Source organism: Sinomicrobium oceani (assembly GCF_900119185.1).
Classification (GTDB): domain Bacteria; phylum Bacteroidota; class Bacteroidia; order Flavobacteriales; family Flavobacteriaceae; genus Sinomicrobium; species Sinomicrobium oceani.
Genome location: NZ_FPJE01000042.1, coordinates 1 through 19,359 on the forward strand (window position 1 = coordinate 1; position 19,359 = coordinate 19,359).

The following is a 19,359-nucleotide window of genomic DNA, read 5'->3' on the forward strand; positions in this document are numbered from 1 at the left end:
TTGATTTCAAAAAAAATCAAAAAAAATCAAAAACCCTGAAAATCATACGATTAACAGGGTTTTGAATTCATCTGATATGTTAAAAAGTCGGGGTGGCAGAACTAACTTACCAAACCACAATATTTTAATTACCAGACACTTATGTTATTTCAATAAAACGAGGTAACCGAATAGGTAACCTTTGCCTCGATTTTATTCGTGAAAACAAAGATATATGAATATCTTAAACTAAAAAACAATAAATAGGGTCAAATTTCATTATTACTCAAAGTTGAAAATAATAACAGCACTCAATCCTGAACCAACATATACCCCATTCCATAAATACTCTTTATATAACCGGAACTTTGCCAATTTAATTTTTTACGTAAGTTATTGATGTGGACATACAAAAAATTAAAATTATCAAGTAGATCACTATCATCGCCCCAAAGATATTCGGCAATTCTTTCCTTTGTCAGTACTCTTCCCCTATTTAAAATAAGGTATTGTAATAGTTCGTATTCCCTTCGGGTGAGTGAGATCGCTTTATTATCCAAGTATACTACACGGGCGAAGGTGTCGATTTTAATTTTCTTAAAAACAAGGGTCTCATTCCCATTTAATTTCCCCCTTCTTAAAACTGCCTTTACCCTAGAATGCAATTCTTGCAGATGCAACGGCTTAGCCATATAATCATCTGCACCACAATCAAAAGCAGTTATCTTCTCTGATAAAGATGAGTTGTCTGAAATTATTATGAATGCAGAAGATGCGTGTTTTTTCTTCTGCTCTGATAAAAGGTTCAAGCCTATTTCTTTACTTGAGCTAAAATCTAAGATGACCAGGTCATATTCATAGCAATAGAGTTTTTCGGAAGCCTCCTGAAAATTTAGGGCAGCTTCACAAACATAGGCTTCATTCTTTAAATAATTGAAGATAGAAGTTTGAAGGGCATTATCGTATGCAGTTATTAATATTTTCATCAAATCGTCCTGTTCAGCTTCACTTGACAAATCTTTTTTCCAAAATTACTTGGACAGGAAATGCAACAAATAAAGCATTATATGCTACTTCGATCCATCCAAAATAAATTTGAAACCACCCGAAATCATATCTGCTCGAAAACTAGAGTTTCTAGCATAATGATGATATTTTAAATCAATGCTTTTCAACCCGAAATCCCAAATATGGAAATTTGTAAAAATGTCGGTATAGCTTACGCCAAAACCGTATTGATTGGCGGTAAATTTTGAAAGGTCATAATCTGAAGTATAAAATTCTTCTGTAGAAAGATGGCTTTCGTAGGGCGCAAAATAATCTGCCGCTGTTTGGCTGTAATATCGATAGGAAGGATATAGAGTAAATTTTTGGGAAATCTTAATGGGTACTTCCAAGCTTGCGGTATGCGATTGAATTCCCCAATCATCTGTGTAGTAACGGTAATACCCCCTAAGCACAAAAATTTCATTCAGGTAATAGTTGAGACGGCCTCCCACAGCTATTTTGTTCCGGGTATCGGGTAATTGCTCAATGGCATCTGCCAATTGAAAATTCTGTATAAATGAATCCTCAACATCACTAAAATACACGCGTTGAAATGGGGTGGATAACAAGCCCTGTTGGCGTACCACATCGCCTTCCAGGGACATCTGTAGTTTTTTGGATAGTATTTGTGAAAAACTAAAGCCCAGAGAGTACGAATTCCGTGATTTGTTCCCAAATTCAGAGAATATGGGGTTATAGTCCTGATTCCCTGTAATGGAATAGCTTCTGAAAAGACCATTGGAAAGGCCATCCCCCCCTGCTGCAAAAGGTCTTAATTCGTAGGGATATATAGGTTTCCAGGTGTCCAAATAAACGTTGGCTTTCAAGGTCAACTCGGTATTTTTTTCGTTGAACAACCGGGTATAGCTTCCGCCAAAACCAAAAGAGAAATAGTCATATTCGCTGGAAAGCGAAAGATTGGCCGACCAGATTTTATTCCGATCATCTGAACTATGGCTATAGGAAGCGTTCACATTGGCCCATACATCGCTTGATGAAGCTCCCGAGGAAGCTACAAAAGGATCGGCCTCGCCACTACCGTCAAACGGATTGATATTGCTGGAAGAAGCAGAGGTGTAAGCCGATACGTTCGCATCTATACTCAGAATGTCGTCCGCATTGAGCGGAATGGAAACCACAATGCTCGGCGCAATGTCGGTAAGCTTTTCTGTTCCCTTCCCGCCGCTTACGGCAGCATTTTCACCATCCTGAGAATAATAACTGGCCAATACATCTACTTCTGTATTTTCGAGTACCCTCTTTTTATAAGTTTTTGTTGAATCTTGGGTTTGCGCGGAAAGCGCTCCACCACAGAAAACACACAATATACTGACTAAGAAAAATTTCATTTTCATCACTTTATTAATTACAACCACAACCACCTCCGGTTTTTCCGCCATTGGCTCCAGAAGCAGCTTCACGATACGAATGGAAATTGGTTTCGTAGCGATCTACTTTCTTTGTTCCCAAGACCATATCAGGATCGTTGATATATACTTTTTCATACTCCTTGACTGCGGTACAGGATGTTATTCCGCCCATAAACACTAAGAGCAATGCGGCTTTTTTTATCATTTTGAATCTATTTTAATATTGTTCGAGGTAAAAATATCTCCTTTATCATCGATTACGATACATTCTATGTCAGGCAATTGGTTAATGCGGTCTATCCCAACATCCTTTCCCATTACGAAAACGGAAGTCGCCAAAGCATCGGCCAATTCTGCTTTCGGGGCAAAAACCGTGGCACTAACGATCCCGGTAGCTGGATACCCCGTTCGCGGGTCGATGATGTGGGTATAGCGTTTTCCGTTAAAAATCACATACTTTTCATAATTACCGGAAGTAACGACCGCTTCATTATCAATTGGCAACAATGCAAAGGCGTTATTTTTGTTCAACGGGTTGGTTATGGCAACTTTCCATTCGCTGCCATCAGGTTGTTGCCCCCAGGTATTCATATCACCGGAGGCATTGATAATACCTGCAACAACTCCTTTTTTCATCAAAAGCTCCTTTGCCTTATCTGCCGCATAACCCTTGCCGATGGCGCCAAAGCCAATCTTCATTCCGGGAAGTTTTAGCAAAACGCTTTGATCTTTAGGGTTTAGTACAATGTTTTTATAACCTACTTTGGCAACCGAAGCTTTGATTTTTTCTTCGGAAGGCATTTTGGTCATACTCCCGTCAAACTTCCAAAGGGCATCCATCGATGCATACGAAATATCGAAAGCGCCATCTGTCAATTCTGAAATCGACTTTGCCCTTTTTATAAGCTCAAGCAATTCCGCAGAAACTTTTACCGGTTTTATTCCCGCGTTTTTATTGATTTTGGAAGTCTGTGAATTTGGATCCCAAGAAGATATTAATTTTTCGATTCGGGAAATTTCAGAAATGGCAAGGTCAATTTCTTCATTTGCTTTTGCCTCATTTTCTGATACCACCGTAATTTCGAAACGGCTGCCCATTAATTTGAGCACGCGTTTGTGGATTTCTTGTGAATGTAAATTCACAGAAATTGTGGCGATTATTATGGTGAGAAGGAATTTTTTCAAATTATTTCTGAAAGGAGTTTAAGGTTTTTATGTATTCTTCAGGAGTAGTCTTTTTGTAACCGGTTTTTCCCAACACCGTTCCGCTTTTATCCAAAACAACAACGAGTGGAAAATAACCTTCCGGATTATAGGTTTCGGCCAATTTGTTGTTTTTTTCCTGTTGTTCAGCCGCCAACTTATTTTTGCTCCGACGCGGAAAATCAGCTTTGAGCATCACAAAATGCTCTTTAGCATAATTTTTAAAGGCATCGGTTGACCATATTTCTTTATCCAGTTTAATACAGGGCGCGCACCAATCTGAACCCTGAAAGACCAATACAATAGGTTTGTCTTCGGTTGAAGCGATCTTCTCGGCCTTTTTGAGATCTTTTTGCCATTCCTGGGCATTGGCTACATTCAAGAAGCTCAGCGCCAAGATCAAAACCATAGCTATTTTTTTTACTGTCATAGTATTATTTTTTCTTGTATCTTTTTTGGGTTTTTAAAAAATCAAATATATAGGTCTTAATTAACAAAGCATTGCCGAATTTTAAATCTTAAGCGAATCTTAAGGAAAGTAATACCTAAATTTTCAATTTAAAACCAACATTTGTAAAATGAAGATACTTCTCGTAGAAGACGAACCAGGAATCGCTGATTTCGTCCAGCAAGGTCTGGAAGAAAAGGGCTTTCGTTTAGATGTCGCGGAAGAAGGCGTCAAAGGCCTGGAGTTGGCGCTTACCGGAGAATATAAGTTACTGCTACTGGACTGGATGCTACCCGGGATCAGCGGTATTGAGATTTGCACCCGGTTCAGGGAAAAATTCAAAAACACACCCATAATTTTTTTGACCGCAAAGGACACGGTAGATGAGACTATTATTGGATTGCAGGCCGGGGCCAATGATTATATAAAAAAGCCGTTCCATTTCAAGGAATTATTGGAACGGGTGAGGGTACAGTTGCGTAGCGGCCCGCAGGAAGAAAATCAATTACTTTCCGTAGGAAACATTGCGCTTAATAGGGAAACCCATCAGGTTTTTAAGAATGATCTGGAAGTACACCTCACGCAAAGGGAATTTGATCTGTTGCAGTATTTGCTTCAAAAAAAGGGGAAAGTCTGTGAACGTATCGAAATTATACAGCAAGTATGGGATATTTATTTTGACTATGACACCAGTATCATTGATGTTTATATTAATGCCCTGCGGAAAAAACTGGACTTGGGGAAGCAGGAAAACCATATCCAGACGATTCGGGGTATTGGATACATTGTAAAAGATTAATGAAATACTGATTATTTAAAATGAAGCTTAATTTCAAAAATAGGATTGCCCTTCATTATATTGTGGCGACAGGGCTGATAATAGCGGTCGTTTTTCTGGGGATTTTTTTTGTGGTGAAAAGCAGCGTTTATGCCAACTTGGATAAAGACCTCAATTTTGAAGTACAAAAACATACCCGTGAAATCGCTATAACCAAGGACAGTATCTATTTTTTCAACAAAAAGGAACTGGAAGAACGGGAACATACCGAGGTTCAGGTAAACCCGGTATTTGTTCAGCTTTCGGGTAAAGACGGTACACTTTTCGATAAATCCCCCAATTTAAAAGAAAACCAATTAACCACCTCCGCAGATCAGGAAGCTGGGCAACACTTCAATGCCCTTCTCGCTGATCAACCCCTTCGGCAGGTGCAACTGCCCATCGAAAAAAATGGAGATCTGAAGGGCTATGTGGTAGCGGCAATGTCGCTAGAAGGTTCTATCAAGGTAATCAATAATCTTGGCAACACATTACTGATCATCTACCCCATAGTCCTTTTTGGGTTGTTTTTTATTTCCAGCTTTTTGGCCGGGCGCAGTATTGCCCCTATACGATCTATTATTTCGACCACAAACAACATTACCCGCAACAACCTGAACGAACGGGTCATACTACCTCAAAAAAAAGATGAACTGCACGAATTGTCCTCTGCGATCAACGATTTGCTGAACCGAATAGAGAGGACGATTGAGCGTGAACGGCAATTTACCTCAGATGCTTCGCACGAGTTGCGCACCCCCTTATCCTCTTTGAGTGGAACTTTGGAGGTTCTCATTCAAAAAGAGCGAAGCCAACTGGAATACGAAAAGAAAATAGGGTATAGCCTGGGCGTTATCGATACAATGACACAAACGCTAGAGCAGTTATTGACATTAGCTAGAATGGAAACCCCCTCGGAAGTATCATCTGATGATCTCGAAATCCTCCCCATCTTAATTGATGGGATCCTTTCAAAATACAAAGATAAAATCCTTGAAAAAGGGCTTCGTATTAAAACAGATTTAGATAATTCCATCGAATATCAAGTGCCCCGGTATTATGCCAATTTGATCTTGGATAATGCGATTCAGAATGCCATAAAATACTCTGAAGAGGGAGGTAGTATTTTCATTTCAATACAAAGGAAAAATGATTCCGTTGTGTGTTCCGTCAAGGATGAAGGTATCGGTATTAAGAAAGAGGATATGGATAAAATATTCAATAGTTTTTACAGATCCGATGCTTTGGCGCATAAACATATTTCCGGGAACGGCCTCGGCCTTTCAATTGCCAAGAAATCTGCCGATGCCATAGGTGCTACCCTTTCCATAGAAAGTGAACTTCATAGGGGAACTATCCTTCGCATTACATTTTAAGCCAATCTTAAGGTGCTGCTGACCAAAGGTGTAGGCAATGTCAATACCTTTACCTTGAATTTTAAAAACAAACAAAATGTCAGCAGTACACCTTCACGCAATGATCATCCATTTTCCCATCGCGCTATTGATGGTCGGGTTTCTCTCTGAGATCATTGCATTGTTTTACAATCAAATCCTTTTTAGGAAAATAGCATTTTACCTCTTACTGCTGGGTGCAGTTGGAGCGATAGCGGCCTATATCAGCGGCGGCTATGCCGCCGAAGGTATCGAGACCGGAAGGTTGGCCGAGGCGATCGAGGCCCACGAGGAAGCGGCGCTCATAACCCTTTGGCTCGCCATTATTACCGCAATCTACCGTGCAGCCCTACTCTTTTTTAAATATGAACGTCCTTGGACCAAATGGGTGGGCATTTTATTGTTTGCCGCATTGGTAGGTTCCATAATAAATACGGGAAATAAAGGTGGTGAGCTGGTCTATGAACACGGAGCAGGCCTTGAGCTTAAACTGCCTGAGTTTAATGAAAAAGTACAATAACATTTAGGGATAGCTAAAGTTCCCTGACAAAATCTATAATTATGAAAAAATCAGTTAAAATAAGCGTAATGGCAATGGCCTTCTTGGGGGTGCTATTTCAATCGTGCCAAGACCGGCCCCAAAAAATAGAACTTAGGGATACCACGGAACAAAACAAGGCCCTTCCCGAGCAACAAAACGGTGCAACCGTAACTATTGAGAACAAAAAACTCGACCCCAATGGCAAGGCCGCCAAAGACCTACAGGACGGCTATAAGGGGGAAGGAACGGCAATAGCCAAATATCAGGCATACAGTAAAAAGGCCGAAGAAGAAGGATACCACGGCATTGCACTTCTTTTTAAAGCGGTATCAATGGCAGAGACGGTCCACGCCGGAAACCATCAGACCATTATGGAAATGGAGGGCGTTAAAGTCCCAGAAGTAAAGCCCGATTACCCCCTTAAAGGCACTAAGGAAAATCTGAAAAACGCCATCGGTGGCGAGAGTTATGAAGCCAAATCAATGTACCCGGGTTTTATAAAAGATGCAAACGCCGAGGGTAATTATATGGCTCAAATGAGCTTTACCTATGCTTATAATGTGGAAAAAAAACATAGGGATTACTATAAGGCCGCATTGGCCGATCTGGAAACTGATCATTTAAACTCCTTGGCCAAAGTATATTATATCTGCCCCGTATGCGGAAATACTTACGCAGATAAAGCACCGGAGCGGTGTGAGATCACGCTCGCAAAAGCGGATACGTTCACTAAAGTGGAAAAACTCTAAATTAACTTTGGTTAGTGTTGATGGTTGAATTGCCAAGGTTCTAGGATCATTCTCAGGGCTTTGGCTTTTTTATTGGCAGAGATGATAGATTAACTCACATTCCTCACCGTCATATCTTAAGCCAATCTTAAGGAAGCCAATGTATTAACATATAGCAATTCATTTAGATTTGTGATCTCTAAACAACTTCGTTATGCTCGATAAGATTATTAAATTCAGTATTACCCATAAACTGATCATTCTTCTGTTTACGGCCTTTATTATCGGTTTTGGGGTGTATTCCCTTTCCCAAATCCCCATTGGGGCCGTACCGGATGTGACCAACAACCAAGTTCAGGTGATAACCACTTCGCAAAACCTTTCCACCCAGGATATGGAACAGTACATTACCTATCCTGTAGAACTGGAAATGGCCAATTTGCCCGGGGTAAAAGAAATTCGCTCGGTATCTAAATTTGGCCTGTCGGTGGTTACCATTGTATTTGAGGAAAATCTCGGCACCTACTTACCTCGACAGGTTATCGCCGAAAAAATAAAATCGGCTTCCGAAAAAATCCCCGATGGATTTGGAAAGCCCCAAATGGGGCCTATTACCACCGGTCTGGGCGAAATCTATCAATATACCTTGGATACCAGGCCCGGTTTTGAAGACCGTTATTCGGCCGAAGACCTCAGGACTATTCAGGACTGGATCGTAAAAAGACAACTTTCAGGTATTAAGGGGGTCGTAGAAATAAACGCTTGGGGCGGTTATGTAAAAGAATACGAAGTTGCCATCAACTCCAAAAAACTGAACGCGATGAACATTTCCATATCCGATGTGTTCACGGCCCTTCAGAACAACAATAGCGTTGCCGGTGGCGGTTATATAGAAAAAGTAAATCAAGCCTATTTTATCCGTGGTCAGGGACGGGTCACTTCGCTGGACGATATTCGCAACATCGTAGTTAAAAATGACAACGGCACCCCGGTTTATATCAACAACATAGCCGAGGTGGGTTTTGGACAAGCCACACGCTTTGGTGCAATTACCGCCAACGGGAAAGGCGAAACTGTGCTTGGTCAGGTAATGATGTTGAAAGGCGCAAATTCCAATCAAGTAATCGAAGCGGTTAAGGCACGAGTAGCTAAGATTGCCGAATCCCTGCCCGAGGGTGTAGTGATAAAACCTTTCTTGGACCGTAGCGAACTCATTGGCCGTACAACTTTTACAATTGCCGAAAATTTAATCATTGGCTGTCTTATCGTGATTTTTGTGGTTGTTCTTTTGCTGGGCAACTTCCGCTCCGGTCTGGTGGTGGCGTCGGTTATTCCGCTCTGTCTGTTGTTTGCGCTTTCCCTGATGTACATTTTCGGGATAGACGCCAATTTAATGAGCCTGGGGGCGATCGATTTTGGGATCATCATAGATGGCGCGGTAATTATTGTGGAATTTACCGCCTACCAAATCACCCAAAAACACAAGGAATACGATAATCTTGCAAAACAGGAACTCCGCCATCTAAAAGACCGGGTTACCTTCAATAGTGCTTCCCGGATGATGAATTCAGCAATCTTCGGGCAGCTGATTATTCTTATCGTATTTATCCCGATTCTATCCTTGAGCGGCGTCGAGGGCAAGATGTTCAAGCCGATGGCACTTACCTTCAGCTTTGCGCTCATTGGGGCGATGATTCTATGTCTGACCTATGTGCCGGTAGCTTCCGCTGTATTTTTAAAATCGGAAGAACCTTCTGATAAGAATATTTCGGTACGGCTCATCAAGTTTCTGAACCGAAAATATAAACCAGTAATTTACTGGGCACTTCGCAGAAAAAAATTTGTACTGGGGATCGCCGTGCTCTTGCTTATAATTTCAGGATTTATCTTCAGTAGGATGGGCGGGGAATTTATACCGCAGCTGGATGAAGGGGATTTTGTGATTCAACCCGTTTTAAAAACTGGTACCTCCCTGAGCAAAACGATAGAAACCACTACCCGAATGGAAAATATTTTGATCGATAGCTTCCCAGAAGTAGAACAGGTGGTGAGCCGTATAGGCGCGGCCGAGGTACCTACCGATCCGATGTCTATGGAAGAGAGCGATGTTATTGTATCCCTAAAACCAAAAGATGAATGGGTTACCGCTGAAACAAAAGATGAACTTGCCGATGAATTTAAAAAGGCACTTTCCGTAATTCCGGGAATGGAAATAGAGTTTACCCAGCCCATAGAAATGCGCTTCAACGAACTCATTACCGGGGTACGTGCCGATATCGCCGTAAAGATTTTTGGTGAAAATCTGGATATTCTGAATGCCAAGGCACAAAAGATAAAAAATCTCATCCAAGACGTAAATGGGGCTACCGATATCACCGTTGAAAAAATTGTGGGCCTCCCACAGATGAACGTCAATTACAAACGTGATAAAATCGCACGGTATGGATTGAACATTGCAGATTTGAACAAAATCGTCACAATGGGGTTTTCGGGGGCAACGATGGGCAGCGTATTTGAAGGTGAAAAACGTTTTGATATGGTGCTGCGGCTTCAAAAGGACAGTCGGCAGGATATTTCAAATTTAAAGAACCTTTATGTGGACACCCCTTCCGGTGAAAAAGTGCCGCTCAGCGAATTGGCCGACATTACCTACCAAAAAGGGGCGGCCAAAATCTCACGGGACAATACCCAGCGACGGATTGTGGTGGGTGTAAACGTAAGGGGCAGCGATTTGCAGACCGTGGTCGATAAAATCAAAAAAATCGTGGATGACAACATTAGCCTACCGCCGGGATATACCGTTACGTATGGCGGACAATTTGAAAATTTACAGAGTGCAACGGCGCGGCTCAAAATTGCGGTACCCATAGCTTTGGTGCTTATTTTTATATTGCTATACTTCGCATTTGGGACCATACGGGAAGCATTGATGATTTTTTCGGCCATTCCGCTCGCGGCGGTGGGGGGCATACTTTTTCTCTGGATCCGTGGAATGCCCTTCAGTATCTCGGCAGGGGTGGGTTTTATCGCATTGTTCGGGATTGCCGTGCTCAACGGAATTGTTCTCATAGAACATTTTAAAGAGCTGCGCGAAGAAGGAATGAAAAATGACGATAATTTGATCGTGAGCGGTGCCCAAGATCGCTTGCGTGCCGTTTTATTGACCGCTAGTGCTGCAGCGTTGGGCTTTCTGCCGATGGCTATTTCAACAGGGGCGGGTGCCGAGGTTCAACGGCCCTTGGCAACCGTTGTGATCGGTGGTTTAATTACCTCCACCCTGCTTACCCTGGTTGTATTGCCCGTAATTTATGCCCTGTTCAACAAAGAGAAAAAGGATACGAAAAAAGGGAATGATAATCATCGAATCAAGGCTTTGAGCGTAGTGCTTTTGCTGATCGGTTTTTCGGGATATTCTCAAGAGACACAAGTCAAGACCATCGAAAATGTGGAGGAATTGAAGGCGATGGCATTTGAGAACAACCTGGGACTGAAAGCTTCTTCGCTTCGCGTGGATGAGGCCGATGCGCTTATAGGGAGTGCCTTTGCCTTCGATAAAACAGAGGGTTATTTTGGAAAAGACGATAGCAACCGTTCCAACAACAAGGCGCTGAACGTGCTGGGCGTGACCCAAAACTTCAATTTCCCAACGGTTTATTTTGCCCGAAAAAAGATGAACAAAACCAAATTTCGGCAGGAGCAAAGTACCTACCAACTGCAAAAATTGCGATTGGAACGGGACGTAACCCAAGTGTATTATCAACTTCAATATGAAAAGGCGAAAATCGGAGTGTATGAGCAGTTGGACAGTTTGTACCAAAAATTTGCTTATGCAGCAAAAAGAAGGTTTGAACTCGGTGAAAGCAATTACCTCGAAAAGATAACCGCCCGGTCCAAACAAAAACAACTGGAAACCCAACTTAAACAGGCCCGGGATGAACTTGATATCTCCCGAGAAAGATTAAAACCGCTGCTAAATACGGAAGAGGAAATTGTAGTCAAAATACAGCCTTTTCAAAAATTGACCATAAAGAATATGGGGATCGAGGGCAATCCCGGTCTGGATTATTATCAGGATCGAAGCGACTACTTTCAGGCCGAAGCCGGGTTGGAGAAACAGCGGCTATTGCCCGATATCAGCTTGACCTATTTTCAATGGAACAATGATGTGATCAACAGCCCCCTGCAAGGCTATCAAGTAGGTGTTCATATTCCCCTGCTGTTCTTTGGGAATTCTTCAAAAATAAAAGCGGCCAAAATCGCAAAACGGGCCGCAGCGCAGGAAAGTGCCGATTATAAGGTGCGCTTGAATTCGGAATATAACCAGCTTATTCAGCAAATGAGCAAGCACCAAGAGGCACTTTCGTATTACGAAAATGAAGGGAAAGGTCTTTCTGAAGAGATTATTAAGACCGCTACATTAAGTTATAAGAATGGGGAGATCGATTTTTTTGAATACATCCAAAGCCTTGAAAACTCCTATACGATCATACTTTCTTATTACGAAAACCTTAATGCATATAACCAAATCGTTACCCGCATAAATTACCTAACACTATAATCCTGACGCAATGAAAAAATATATATTTAAATTTATCATTTCCCTTTCTGTATTGATAGTTGCTGTTTCTTGTGGAAATTCCGAAGGAAATTCTAAAGAAACGGGGGGCAACGGAGCAAAATCCGATTCTACTGCCAATAACGGCGGAACACAAGTAAGCCTTGCACAGTTTGAGGGCAGCGATATGGAACTGGGCAAAATGCAGGAAAATACCTTTCCTGTAACCGTGGATGCCACGGGGATGATCGATGTCCCGCCCGAGAATAAGGCAATAATAAGTTCGTTTGCAGATGGCTACGTGAAGGAGACCCCATTGTTAATAGGTGATCAAGTTAAAAAAGGACAGTTTTTGGTAAGTCTTGAAAATCCCGATTATGTACAAATGCAGCAGGACTATCTGGATGCGATGGAGCAGATGAAGTATTTAAAATCGGAATACGACCGTCAAAAAGCCCTCATTGAAGAAAATATCACTTCCGAAAAAAATTACCTTAAAGCGGAAAGCGAGTATAAGCGAAACCTATCTAAATATCAGTCGATGCGGAAAAAATTACAGATGCTCAATTTGAACCCCAAAGCGGTTGAAAACGGAACTATTTCTTCCGTTATACGCATTTACGCCCCTATTGCCGGAAGTATTACCGAAATGAACATCAATAAGGGAATGTATGTTTCGGCTGCCGATGAACTAATGCGGATTATTGATACAGATCACCTGCACCTTGAGCTAAATGTTTTTGAAAAAGATGTGATGAAGTTAAAAAAAGGCCAAGAAATACGGTTCAGCATTCCCGAAGCTAGTACCGATACCATTGAGGGCGAAGTACATTTGGTAGGCACGTCTATCAGTGAGGAAAAGAGGACGGTAAAGGTCCACGGTCATTTTAAGGATGAGGATAAAAAGACCCGTTTTGCCACCGGAATGTTTGTGGAAGCCGAAATCATTACGGACCAAAAAAATGCAAAGGCACTACCCACCCAAAGTATCGTTTCTTTGGATGATACCGATTACGTATTGGTTTTACAGAAGAAAACCGATAGCAGTTATGTATTCAAAAGAAGGGAAGTAATGACGGGCAACGCTTTTAATGGCTTTACGATCATCAAAAACACTTCCGATTTTAAAAATAACGACCAGTTTTTAACAAAAGGGGCATTCCCTTTGATCAAGGAAGAATAGACCCCCCTATTATGAAACACACGAACGATGAAAAACATTATGGATCACGAAGCGGGTGGCTGAGGGCAGCCGTATTGGGTGCAAATGACGGCATACTTTCAACAGCGAGTATCGTTATTGGCGTCTCTGCCGGGAGCGCAACAAAAGAGAATATTGTTCTTGCAGGGATTGCCGGCCTTGTGGCAGGGGCTTTCTCGATGGCCGCAGGAGAGTACGTTTCGGTAAGTTCACAAAGCGATATAGAAACTGCCGACTTGAAAAGGGAAGAACAGGAATTACGGGAAACTCCCGATGAAGAACTGGAAGAACTGGCTAAAATATACGAAAAAAGAGGCTTGGATAAGGAACTGTCCAAACAGGTAGCCCACCAGTTAACGGCCCATAATGCTCTGGAAGCACACGCAAGAGACGAACTCGGAATCAATGAGATTACCCAAGCCAAACCCCTACAAGCGGCTTTGTCTTCTTGTGGAGCATTTGCTTTTGGTGGCATACTTCCTGTAATAGTGGCCTTGCTTGCCCCTTTGAATGGAATGGAATATGTGCAATACCTTTCCGCAACACTTTTCCTAATAGTTTTAGGTACAATTTCCGCTAAAGCCGGTGGTTCTAACGTCAAAAAAGCGGTTTTGAGAATTACTTTTTGGGGAACTATCGCAATGGGTATGACCGCTTTGATTGGCTATTGGTTTGGTATGAATGTTTTTTAAAAAAGAATTTTACTGTAATGTAAGAACACGCACACTTTTAAATGCCCCCAAACTAAAGCTTATCAAAAACCCAGATCAGATTTGAAAAAACTTTTACTCAAGATAATAGATGATTACAAAAAAGAAATAAGAACCATTGAGCAATCCAACCTAAATGATTTCAGCGTCGTTGAAAAAGGAATCTCGATTTCCAGACAGTATCTTCAAAAATTACGAATATGCGTGAGGGAAAATGAGTTCGGCAATCCACAGGAAGAAATAACATTTTTTAAAAACCACAAACCCTATGTGTATAGCCGTTTGAAATTTTATGCTAAACTCTATAATTTTTTGATTAATAGGCCCGCAGGAACCATTAAATCCCAACAGATTTTCATAGATAGTGAGATTAAAAAACTTCAGGAAAGCAATCGCCGCCATTTGGACTTTATAAAGTATTATAGGGAGGGATCTACCGTTCTTGATGAATTTTATTTTTTGAGGGGAAAGGACAAAATCAGCTTGGTTTCAGATACATCCCACTTTTACACCGATGCGGAATTTTCTACAAGCCACGATAACGCCGTTGCCAAAATTATGGCGTATGACCTCTTGGTCAACCACTACATTCAGGAATTGGAAGATTTAAGGAATCTATCTTATGGAAAACCAAGGAAATTAAACACCTTGGCAAACGGGGACCGGCTAAGCTGGACTGCTTCAAAAACAGACTTGATCGAATTGATATATGCCTTGCAGGCCTCTGGAGCCATAAAAAGCGGAACGGCAGGGATTAAAGAAATGGCTATGGCTTGTGAAAGTATTTTTGATCTTAATCTTGGAAATGTGTATCGAACTTTTTTAGAAATACGTGAACGAAAAATTGACCCCACCAAGTTTATTGACAGGCTAAAATCCACGCTTTTACAAAGGATGGAAGAAACTGACGGTTAATTTATAGCGACTCTGAAAACGTTAAATTTTCTCCCAAGTTGGGTGCGACTTGGGGAAAAATAAAATTAATTTTTTTTAATGGTATTTAGTATTGACCTTCCAAAGGTAAACAATCAAATAAAACCAATTTAACACATTGAAAATGAGAATATAAAAACACCCAACTTGGGTGTGACTTGGGAATAAAACCCAATAAACTACCCCAAATTTGTAGAACGAAAGTCAAATCCTGCGAGGGGCTATCAAATTAGTTTAGACTGAGGCGGTAGTCCTTTTCTTTTAAAACCGTTCTATTATGCCAACAAGTATCATTACCACAGACGATCTTCGGGAATTCAAAATGGAATTGCTCGATGACATTAAAAAGCTCCTATCCCGACAAGCGACCGGCAAACTCAAAAAATACCTCAAATCTTCCGAGGTTATGGATTTACTCCAAGTAAGTCCGGGAACTCTCCAAAACCTTCGCGTCAATGGCACATTGCCCTACACCAAAGTGGGCGGTATCATTTACTATGATGCCGAGGAAATCCAGAATGTAATGACCGCAAACCGTGTGCAGCACGGACTAAATTCTTAGCGATGAATTATATAAAGCTACTCAATGCGGCTTTTGAAAAATTTTTCTTCGATGACCGCTTGAACCCAACCCATATCAGCCTGTATATGGCTCTGTTCCAAGAATGGAACAGCAGCCGATTTGCTGATGAGTTTTTTGTGAACCGCCGCGAGCTGATGCGCGTGGCCAAAATAGGTTCCAAATCTACTTATCATCGCTGCATAACCGACCTCGATTCTTGGGAGTATCTGATTTATTTCCCATCGAATAATCCGTACAAAGGAAGTAAGATCAAGATGTCCATTATCGGGACAAGTGATGAACCGGATATGGGACGGTACAATCCCGAATTGGAACAGCTTGCGGAACGGTACCATCCCATACGTGAACCAGTAGTGAACCAGCACCGTCCCACCAACGGACAAGCTGTGTACCCGCACCGTCCCGTGAGTGGACAAGCATTGGTATCTAATATAAACAATACCAAACAAGTAAACATTAATAAACAACCAAAGGGCAGGCAGGCCGTTTTAGATTTTTTTATTGAAAAAAGTTTTAATGTTGATGAAGGAAAAAAATTCTTTGCGCATTATGAAGCCAACGATTGGAAAACAAGCGATGGAAAAACGATCAGGGATTGGCGAGCTTTAGCTAAAAATTGGATGGATAGAACCGAGTTATTTACCGAAGAAAACAAACCAAACAAAAATGGAGCGTCCCAAAATCGGGACAACCTCAAAACCACTAAAACCAAGGATTATGGACAACCCCTCTAAAATAACCGAAGGCGGCGTAGAATATTCGCTGGGCAAATTCGACGGGAAATGTGTGCTTTACGATTTCCCGAAAATCCTGACTTACCTGAATGCCAAGGGCAAGCTGCTTTTTGGCGAAAAATTCAAAATCTATGAAAAGGACAAGGATATTTTACTGAAACTCTGTTCCTACTTCATCAAGGACAAGGAAAACTGCCAAAAATTTCAGATCGATGTTGACAAAGGTATTTTACTTTCGGGCCCAGTAGGGTGCGGGAAAACCAGTTTATTGAAACTTTTACGCCATTTAGTGCCATTGCAAAGACCTTATGAAATGATCCCCTGCCGAAATGTGGCATTCAGTTTTAATCATCTTGGTTTTAAGACCATCGAGGATTATGGAAATACAAAATTTTTCTGTTTTGACGACCTGGGCGTAGAACCTGCCGGAAGGTTCTACGGTAAAGACCTGAATGTGATGGGTGAAGTCTTACTTTCGAGATATGAACTTTACCTTCAAACCAAGCATAAAATCAAAACTCACGCAACTACAAACCTAAACGCTGAGGAACTGGAAGAACGTTACGGAAACCGTGTCCGTAGCCGGATGCGGGAACTGTTTAATTTGATAGCCTTTGATGAAGGGGCTGGGGATAAAAGAAAGTGAACTTAAAATATTTTTTTCAAAGAGTACTTTCTTTGTGCCTGGGCATCTATATACTATTTGGCGGTCAGAGTCGGCGAATTTTTTAGCAACAACTTTTGTTTTCTTGAATTGGCGGACAAGGTACAGTTCCATAAGAGCAATAAACACAACAATCTCCTTCGTTTGGTTTTAGAACCGTTTTACAATTCTCACACTCGTAAAAGAATTGACAAGCGTTTGTTGGCATATCTTCTACTTTTTTATGTCCGCAGTTTGGACAAGTAATTTCTGATTTTAATATAATTTCCATTCAATTTTTTTATTATAGCATATGTGGTATGTCCGAAGCCAAAGTTGGATATGAGAAAATCATTGTTCTAATATCATTAACCTTCATCTTTGTTTTTATGGCCATTGCAAAGAGATTTATTGTTTCTTCTGTATGTGGTCCGATTAAATGCGCTCCCAAAATTGTTTGAGTTTCTTCGTCAATAATAGTTTTGAACGCATATTCTTCTACATTCAAACGCTTGGCATTGAACCAATTACCAACCTCCTTATAATTAATTCGAATATTGTAATTCAGCTCTTTCGCTTTCGATTCAGTACATCCAACAGAAGCCATAGTTGGTAACGTAAACACCACTGTTGGCATTGGCGGATAACTTATTTCTTTAGAATTGCCTTTAATAATATTTGAAGCAACCGTATGACCTTCCAGAACTGCAACTGGCGTTAAGGGCAAACCTTCTGAATCTGCAGCATCGCCTGCTGCATAAATATGAGGGTTTGAAGTACTTTGCAAGTATTTGTTCACTGTAACACCTTTATTAGTAAAGGCTATGTTCGCTTTGTCTAATTCCAAATCAAATATGGCTGGTGGTCGTCCGGCAGAGTTAAAAACAGCTTCAGCTTCAAAATATGCTGTTTTCTCTTGAGATTTACCTTTTACTCGATACTGGCTATCCACTTTCTCAATAGCCGTAACATCTGTATTAAGAATGAGTTTTATGCCTAACTCTTTTGTGGCAGAAACAAGATGTTTTACAATATCCTGTTCAAAATTTTCCAAGGGATTTTCTCTACGATGAACAATAGTGACTTCTGCTCCGCATCGAGCCGCTATATGTGCAAACTCAAAAGCGATATATCCACCACCGATGAATACTAAAGATTTTGGCAATTTTGCTAAATTCAAGAAATCGGTACTGGATTTTGCATAATGACCACCTTCAAATTCTAAAACCCTTGGCTTGGAACCCGATGCGATTACAATTTTGTTAGCCTTTATTTTGTCTGTTCCAACTTCCAATGTGTTTTCTGACAGGAATTTTGCTGAACTATGAAAGGTGTCTATTCCGTTCTTTTTATATCCTTTTTCAATTTTTGGTGGCATTTCATCCACAAAGGATTGTTTAAAGGCCATAATGTCCTTCCAATTGACTTTAGGTATGGTATCAATACCATTTCCTTTAAGCCTATTAGCAAAGTCTCGAACTTCCGTAGCGCCTATAATCACTTTTTTTGGGTCACAACCTCTCAAAGCACAGGTGCCACCATAAGGTAATTCATCCGTTATTCCTACTTTTAGCCCTTTTGAGGCACATTTATTTGCGATGGTCATTCCTGCCATTCCCGAACCAATTATAAATACATCATATTCTTTCATACTAATTGATTTCTTTTTTGTCGGTTACTTTATAACCTGTTGAGTTAATTGCTTTCTCGATTTCCGTTTCATTAGATTTGGATTTGTCAAATTCAATGATTGCGTTTCCATTCTCGTAGGACGCTTTTGTATCTACAATTCCGTTTAGTTTATTTACTTCGTGTTTGACGTGTTCTTCACAACTGACACAGGTCATTCCGCTGATTGTAAATTCTGTTGTTTTAATATCCGATTTGTCAACTACGATTATTTGCTTTTCCGTGTTTGGGTAAAAAATTCCTGAATAGTACGGGAAAGCCAACATTATAATTGCAAATGCAGTTACAATTCCTAAAAAGGTTTTTGATTGAATGAATTTTGGTTTCTCTTCCGTTTCGCATTCACAGTCAATTTCTTTTTGAGGTTTTAGTTTTTTATACCAAGCAAAAGCAAGAACTAAAATTGTCATTCCAATTAGATAAGGTCTAAAAGGTTCTATCCAAGAAAATGTTGAAGCAATTCCGCTTGTTCCTGCGATTAGTGCAAAAAACGGATATAGTATACCACTAAAAACGGGTGAAAGTGAGCATAGCACAGCGGGTGAAAGTGAACCACCTAAAACGGATGAAAGTGAACCACTAAAAATCGATTCTATTTGAAGTGTGCGCAATAGTCTTTTTTTGTTAAAAAGATTATGGCCAACAAACAAATAGAAATGCGAAAAGTAAAAAAGATATTCAAGTTATACAGTGCCGGGGTCAGTAAGCGCCGGATCAGTTCCCAGTTGGGGATCTCCCGTAATACCGTAAGCAAGTACATCGCTTTTTTTCAACGTTACCAGCT

Annotated in this window: 20 protein-coding genes; 12 read left to right on the forward strand and 8 right to left on the reverse strand. The window is 40.9% G+C overall.

Features of this window, described 5'->3' with window-relative positions:
* Positions 1–290: 290 nt before the first annotated feature.
* The 5 genes from BT112_RS20910 to BT112_RS20930 all read right to left on the reverse strand — a co-directional run bounded on the left by BT112_RS20910 (position 291) and on the right by BT112_RS20930 (position 4,029).
* The gene (locus BT112_RS20910) at positions 291–965 is read right to left on the reverse strand and encodes a winged helix-turn-helix domain-containing protein (protein ID WP_072319405.1); all 675 of its coding nucleotides are present in this window, start codon (positions 963–965) and stop codon (positions 291–293) included.
* Positions 966–1,049: 84 nt separating this feature from the next.
* Positions 1,050–2,381 (reverse strand): DUF3570 domain-containing protein, encoded by a 1,332-nt coding sequence (locus BT112_RS20915; protein WP_072319406.1) that lies wholly within the window; start codon positions 2,379–2,381, stop codon positions 1,050–1,052.
* Positions 2,382–2,388: 7 nt separating this feature from the next.
* Positions 2,389–2,601 carry a DUF4266 domain-containing protein gene (locus tag BT112_RS20920; protein ID WP_072319407.1) on the reverse strand — a complete coding sequence of 71 codons (213 nt, stop codon included), beginning with the start codon at positions 2,599–2,601 and terminating at the stop codon, positions 2,389–2,391.
* Positions 2,598–3,581, reverse strand: coding sequence for an FAD:protein FMN transferase (locus BT112_RS20925; protein ID WP_072319408.1), 984 nt, complete (start codon positions 3,579–3,581; stop codon positions 2,598–2,600). The genes BT112_RS20920 and BT112_RS20925 overlap by 4 nt, the downstream gene beginning before the upstream one ends.
* Position 3,582: 1 nt before the next feature.
* Entirely contained in the window at positions 3,583–4,029 is a 447-nt protein-coding gene (locus tag BT112_RS20930) for a thioredoxin family protein (RefSeq protein WP_072319409.1), read from the reverse strand.
* A 148-nt stretch (positions 4,030–4,177) separates the two neighbouring features.
* On the opposite strand from BT112_RS20930, the gene BT112_RS20935 reads away from it, so the two are divergent.
* From BT112_RS20935 to BT112_RS20985, 11 genes are all read left to right on the forward strand, one after another.
* Positions 4,178–4,846 (forward strand): response regulator transcription factor, encoded by a 669-nt coding sequence (locus BT112_RS20935; protein ID WP_072319410.1) that lies wholly within the window; start codon positions 4,178–4,180, stop codon positions 4,844–4,846.
* A 20-nt stretch (positions 4,847–4,866) separates the two neighbouring features.
* Positions 4,867–6,240 carry a sensor histidine kinase gene (locus BT112_RS20940; protein WP_072319411.1) on the forward strand — a complete coding sequence of 458 codons (1,374 nt, stop codon included), beginning with the start codon at positions 4,867–4,869 and terminating at the stop codon, positions 6,238–6,240.
* A gap of 76 nt (positions 6,241–6,316) precedes the next feature.
* A complete protein-coding gene (locus BT112_RS20945; RefSeq protein WP_083565023.1) occupies positions 6,317–6,778 on the forward strand; it encodes a DUF2231 domain-containing protein in 462 nt (153 codons plus the stop codon).
* A 41-nt stretch (positions 6,779–6,819) separates the two neighbouring features.
* Positions 6,820–7,548 carry a rubrerythrin family protein gene (locus tag BT112_RS20950; protein ID WP_083565024.1) on the forward strand — a complete coding sequence of 243 codons (729 nt, stop codon included), beginning with the start codon at positions 6,820–6,822 and terminating at the stop codon, positions 7,546–7,548.
* A gap of 193 nt (positions 7,549–7,741) precedes the next feature.
* Positions 7,742–12,085: a CusA/CzcA family heavy metal efflux RND transporter gene (locus tag BT112_RS20955; protein WP_072319413.1), complete on the forward strand. Its 4,344-nt coding sequence runs from the start codon at positions 7,742–7,744 to the stop codon at positions 12,083–12,085.
* A 10-nt stretch (positions 12,086–12,095) separates the two neighbouring features.
* Positions 12,096–13,265 carry an efflux RND transporter periplasmic adaptor subunit gene (locus BT112_RS20960; RefSeq protein WP_072319414.1) on the forward strand — a complete coding sequence of 390 codons (1,170 nt, stop codon included), beginning with the start codon at positions 12,096–12,098 and terminating at the stop codon, positions 13,263–13,265.
* Positions 13,266–13,276: 11 nt separating this feature from the next.
* Entirely contained in the window at positions 13,277–13,975 is a 699-nt protein-coding gene (locus BT112_RS20965; RefSeq protein ID WP_072319415.1) for a VIT1/CCC1 transporter family protein, read from the forward strand.
* An 81-nt stretch (positions 13,976–14,056) separates the two neighbouring features.
* Entirely contained in the window at positions 14,057–14,908 is an 852-nt protein-coding gene (locus tag BT112_RS20970; protein WP_072319416.1) for an RteC domain-containing protein, read from the forward strand.
* A gap of 295 nt (positions 14,909–15,203) precedes the next feature.
* Positions 15,204–15,488, forward strand: coding sequence for a helix-turn-helix domain-containing protein (locus BT112_RS20975; RefSeq protein WP_072319417.1), 285 nt, complete (start codon positions 15,204–15,206; stop codon positions 15,486–15,488).
* Positions 15,489–15,490: 2 nt separating this feature from the next.
* The gene (locus tag BT112_RS20980) at positions 15,491–16,243 is read left to right on the forward strand and encodes a hypothetical protein (protein ID WP_072319418.1); all 753 of its coding nucleotides are present in this window, start codon (positions 15,491–15,493) and stop codon (positions 16,241–16,243) included.
* On the forward strand, positions 16,227–16,889 hold the full coding sequence (locus BT112_RS20985) for a P-loop NTPase family protein (RefSeq protein WP_072319419.1): 663 nt from the start codon (positions 16,227–16,229) through the stop codon (positions 16,887–16,889). Before BT112_RS20980 ends, BT112_RS20985 begins: the two co-directional genes overlap by 17 nt.
* Before the next feature lie 82 nt (positions 16,890–16,971).
* Here BT112_RS20985 and BT112_RS22100 read toward each other — a convergent pair whose 3' ends face one another.
* Genes BT112_RS22100 through merTP form a run of 3 tightly spaced genes read right to left on the reverse strand, consistent with a single transcriptional unit; the run spans position 16,972 to position 19,111 of the window.
* Positions 16,972–17,178, reverse strand: a complete 207-nt coding sequence (locus BT112_RS22100) for a GDCCVxC domain-containing (seleno)protein (RefSeq protein ID WP_072319420.1) — start codon at positions 17,176–17,178, stop codon at positions 16,972–16,974.
* 12 nt (positions 17,179–17,190) lie between these two features.
* A complete protein-coding gene (locus BT112_RS20995) occupies positions 17,191–18,537 on the reverse strand; it encodes a dihydrolipoyl dehydrogenase family protein (RefSeq protein ID WP_009781463.1) in 1,347 nt (448 codons plus the stop codon).
* A gap of 1 nt (position 18,538) precedes the next feature.
* Positions 18,539–19,111, reverse strand: a complete 573-nt coding sequence (merTP, locus tag BT112_RS21000) for a mercuric transport protein MerTP (RefSeq protein ID WP_072319422.1) — start codon at positions 19,109–19,111, stop codon at positions 18,539–18,541.
* Positions 19,112–19,231: 120 nt separating this feature from the next.
* Here merTP and BT112_RS21005 point away from each other — a divergent pair.
* The coding region (locus BT112_RS21005) for a helix-turn-helix domain-containing protein (protein ID WP_175545853.1) at positions 19,232–19,359 on the forward strand (128 nt) is incomplete at its 3' end.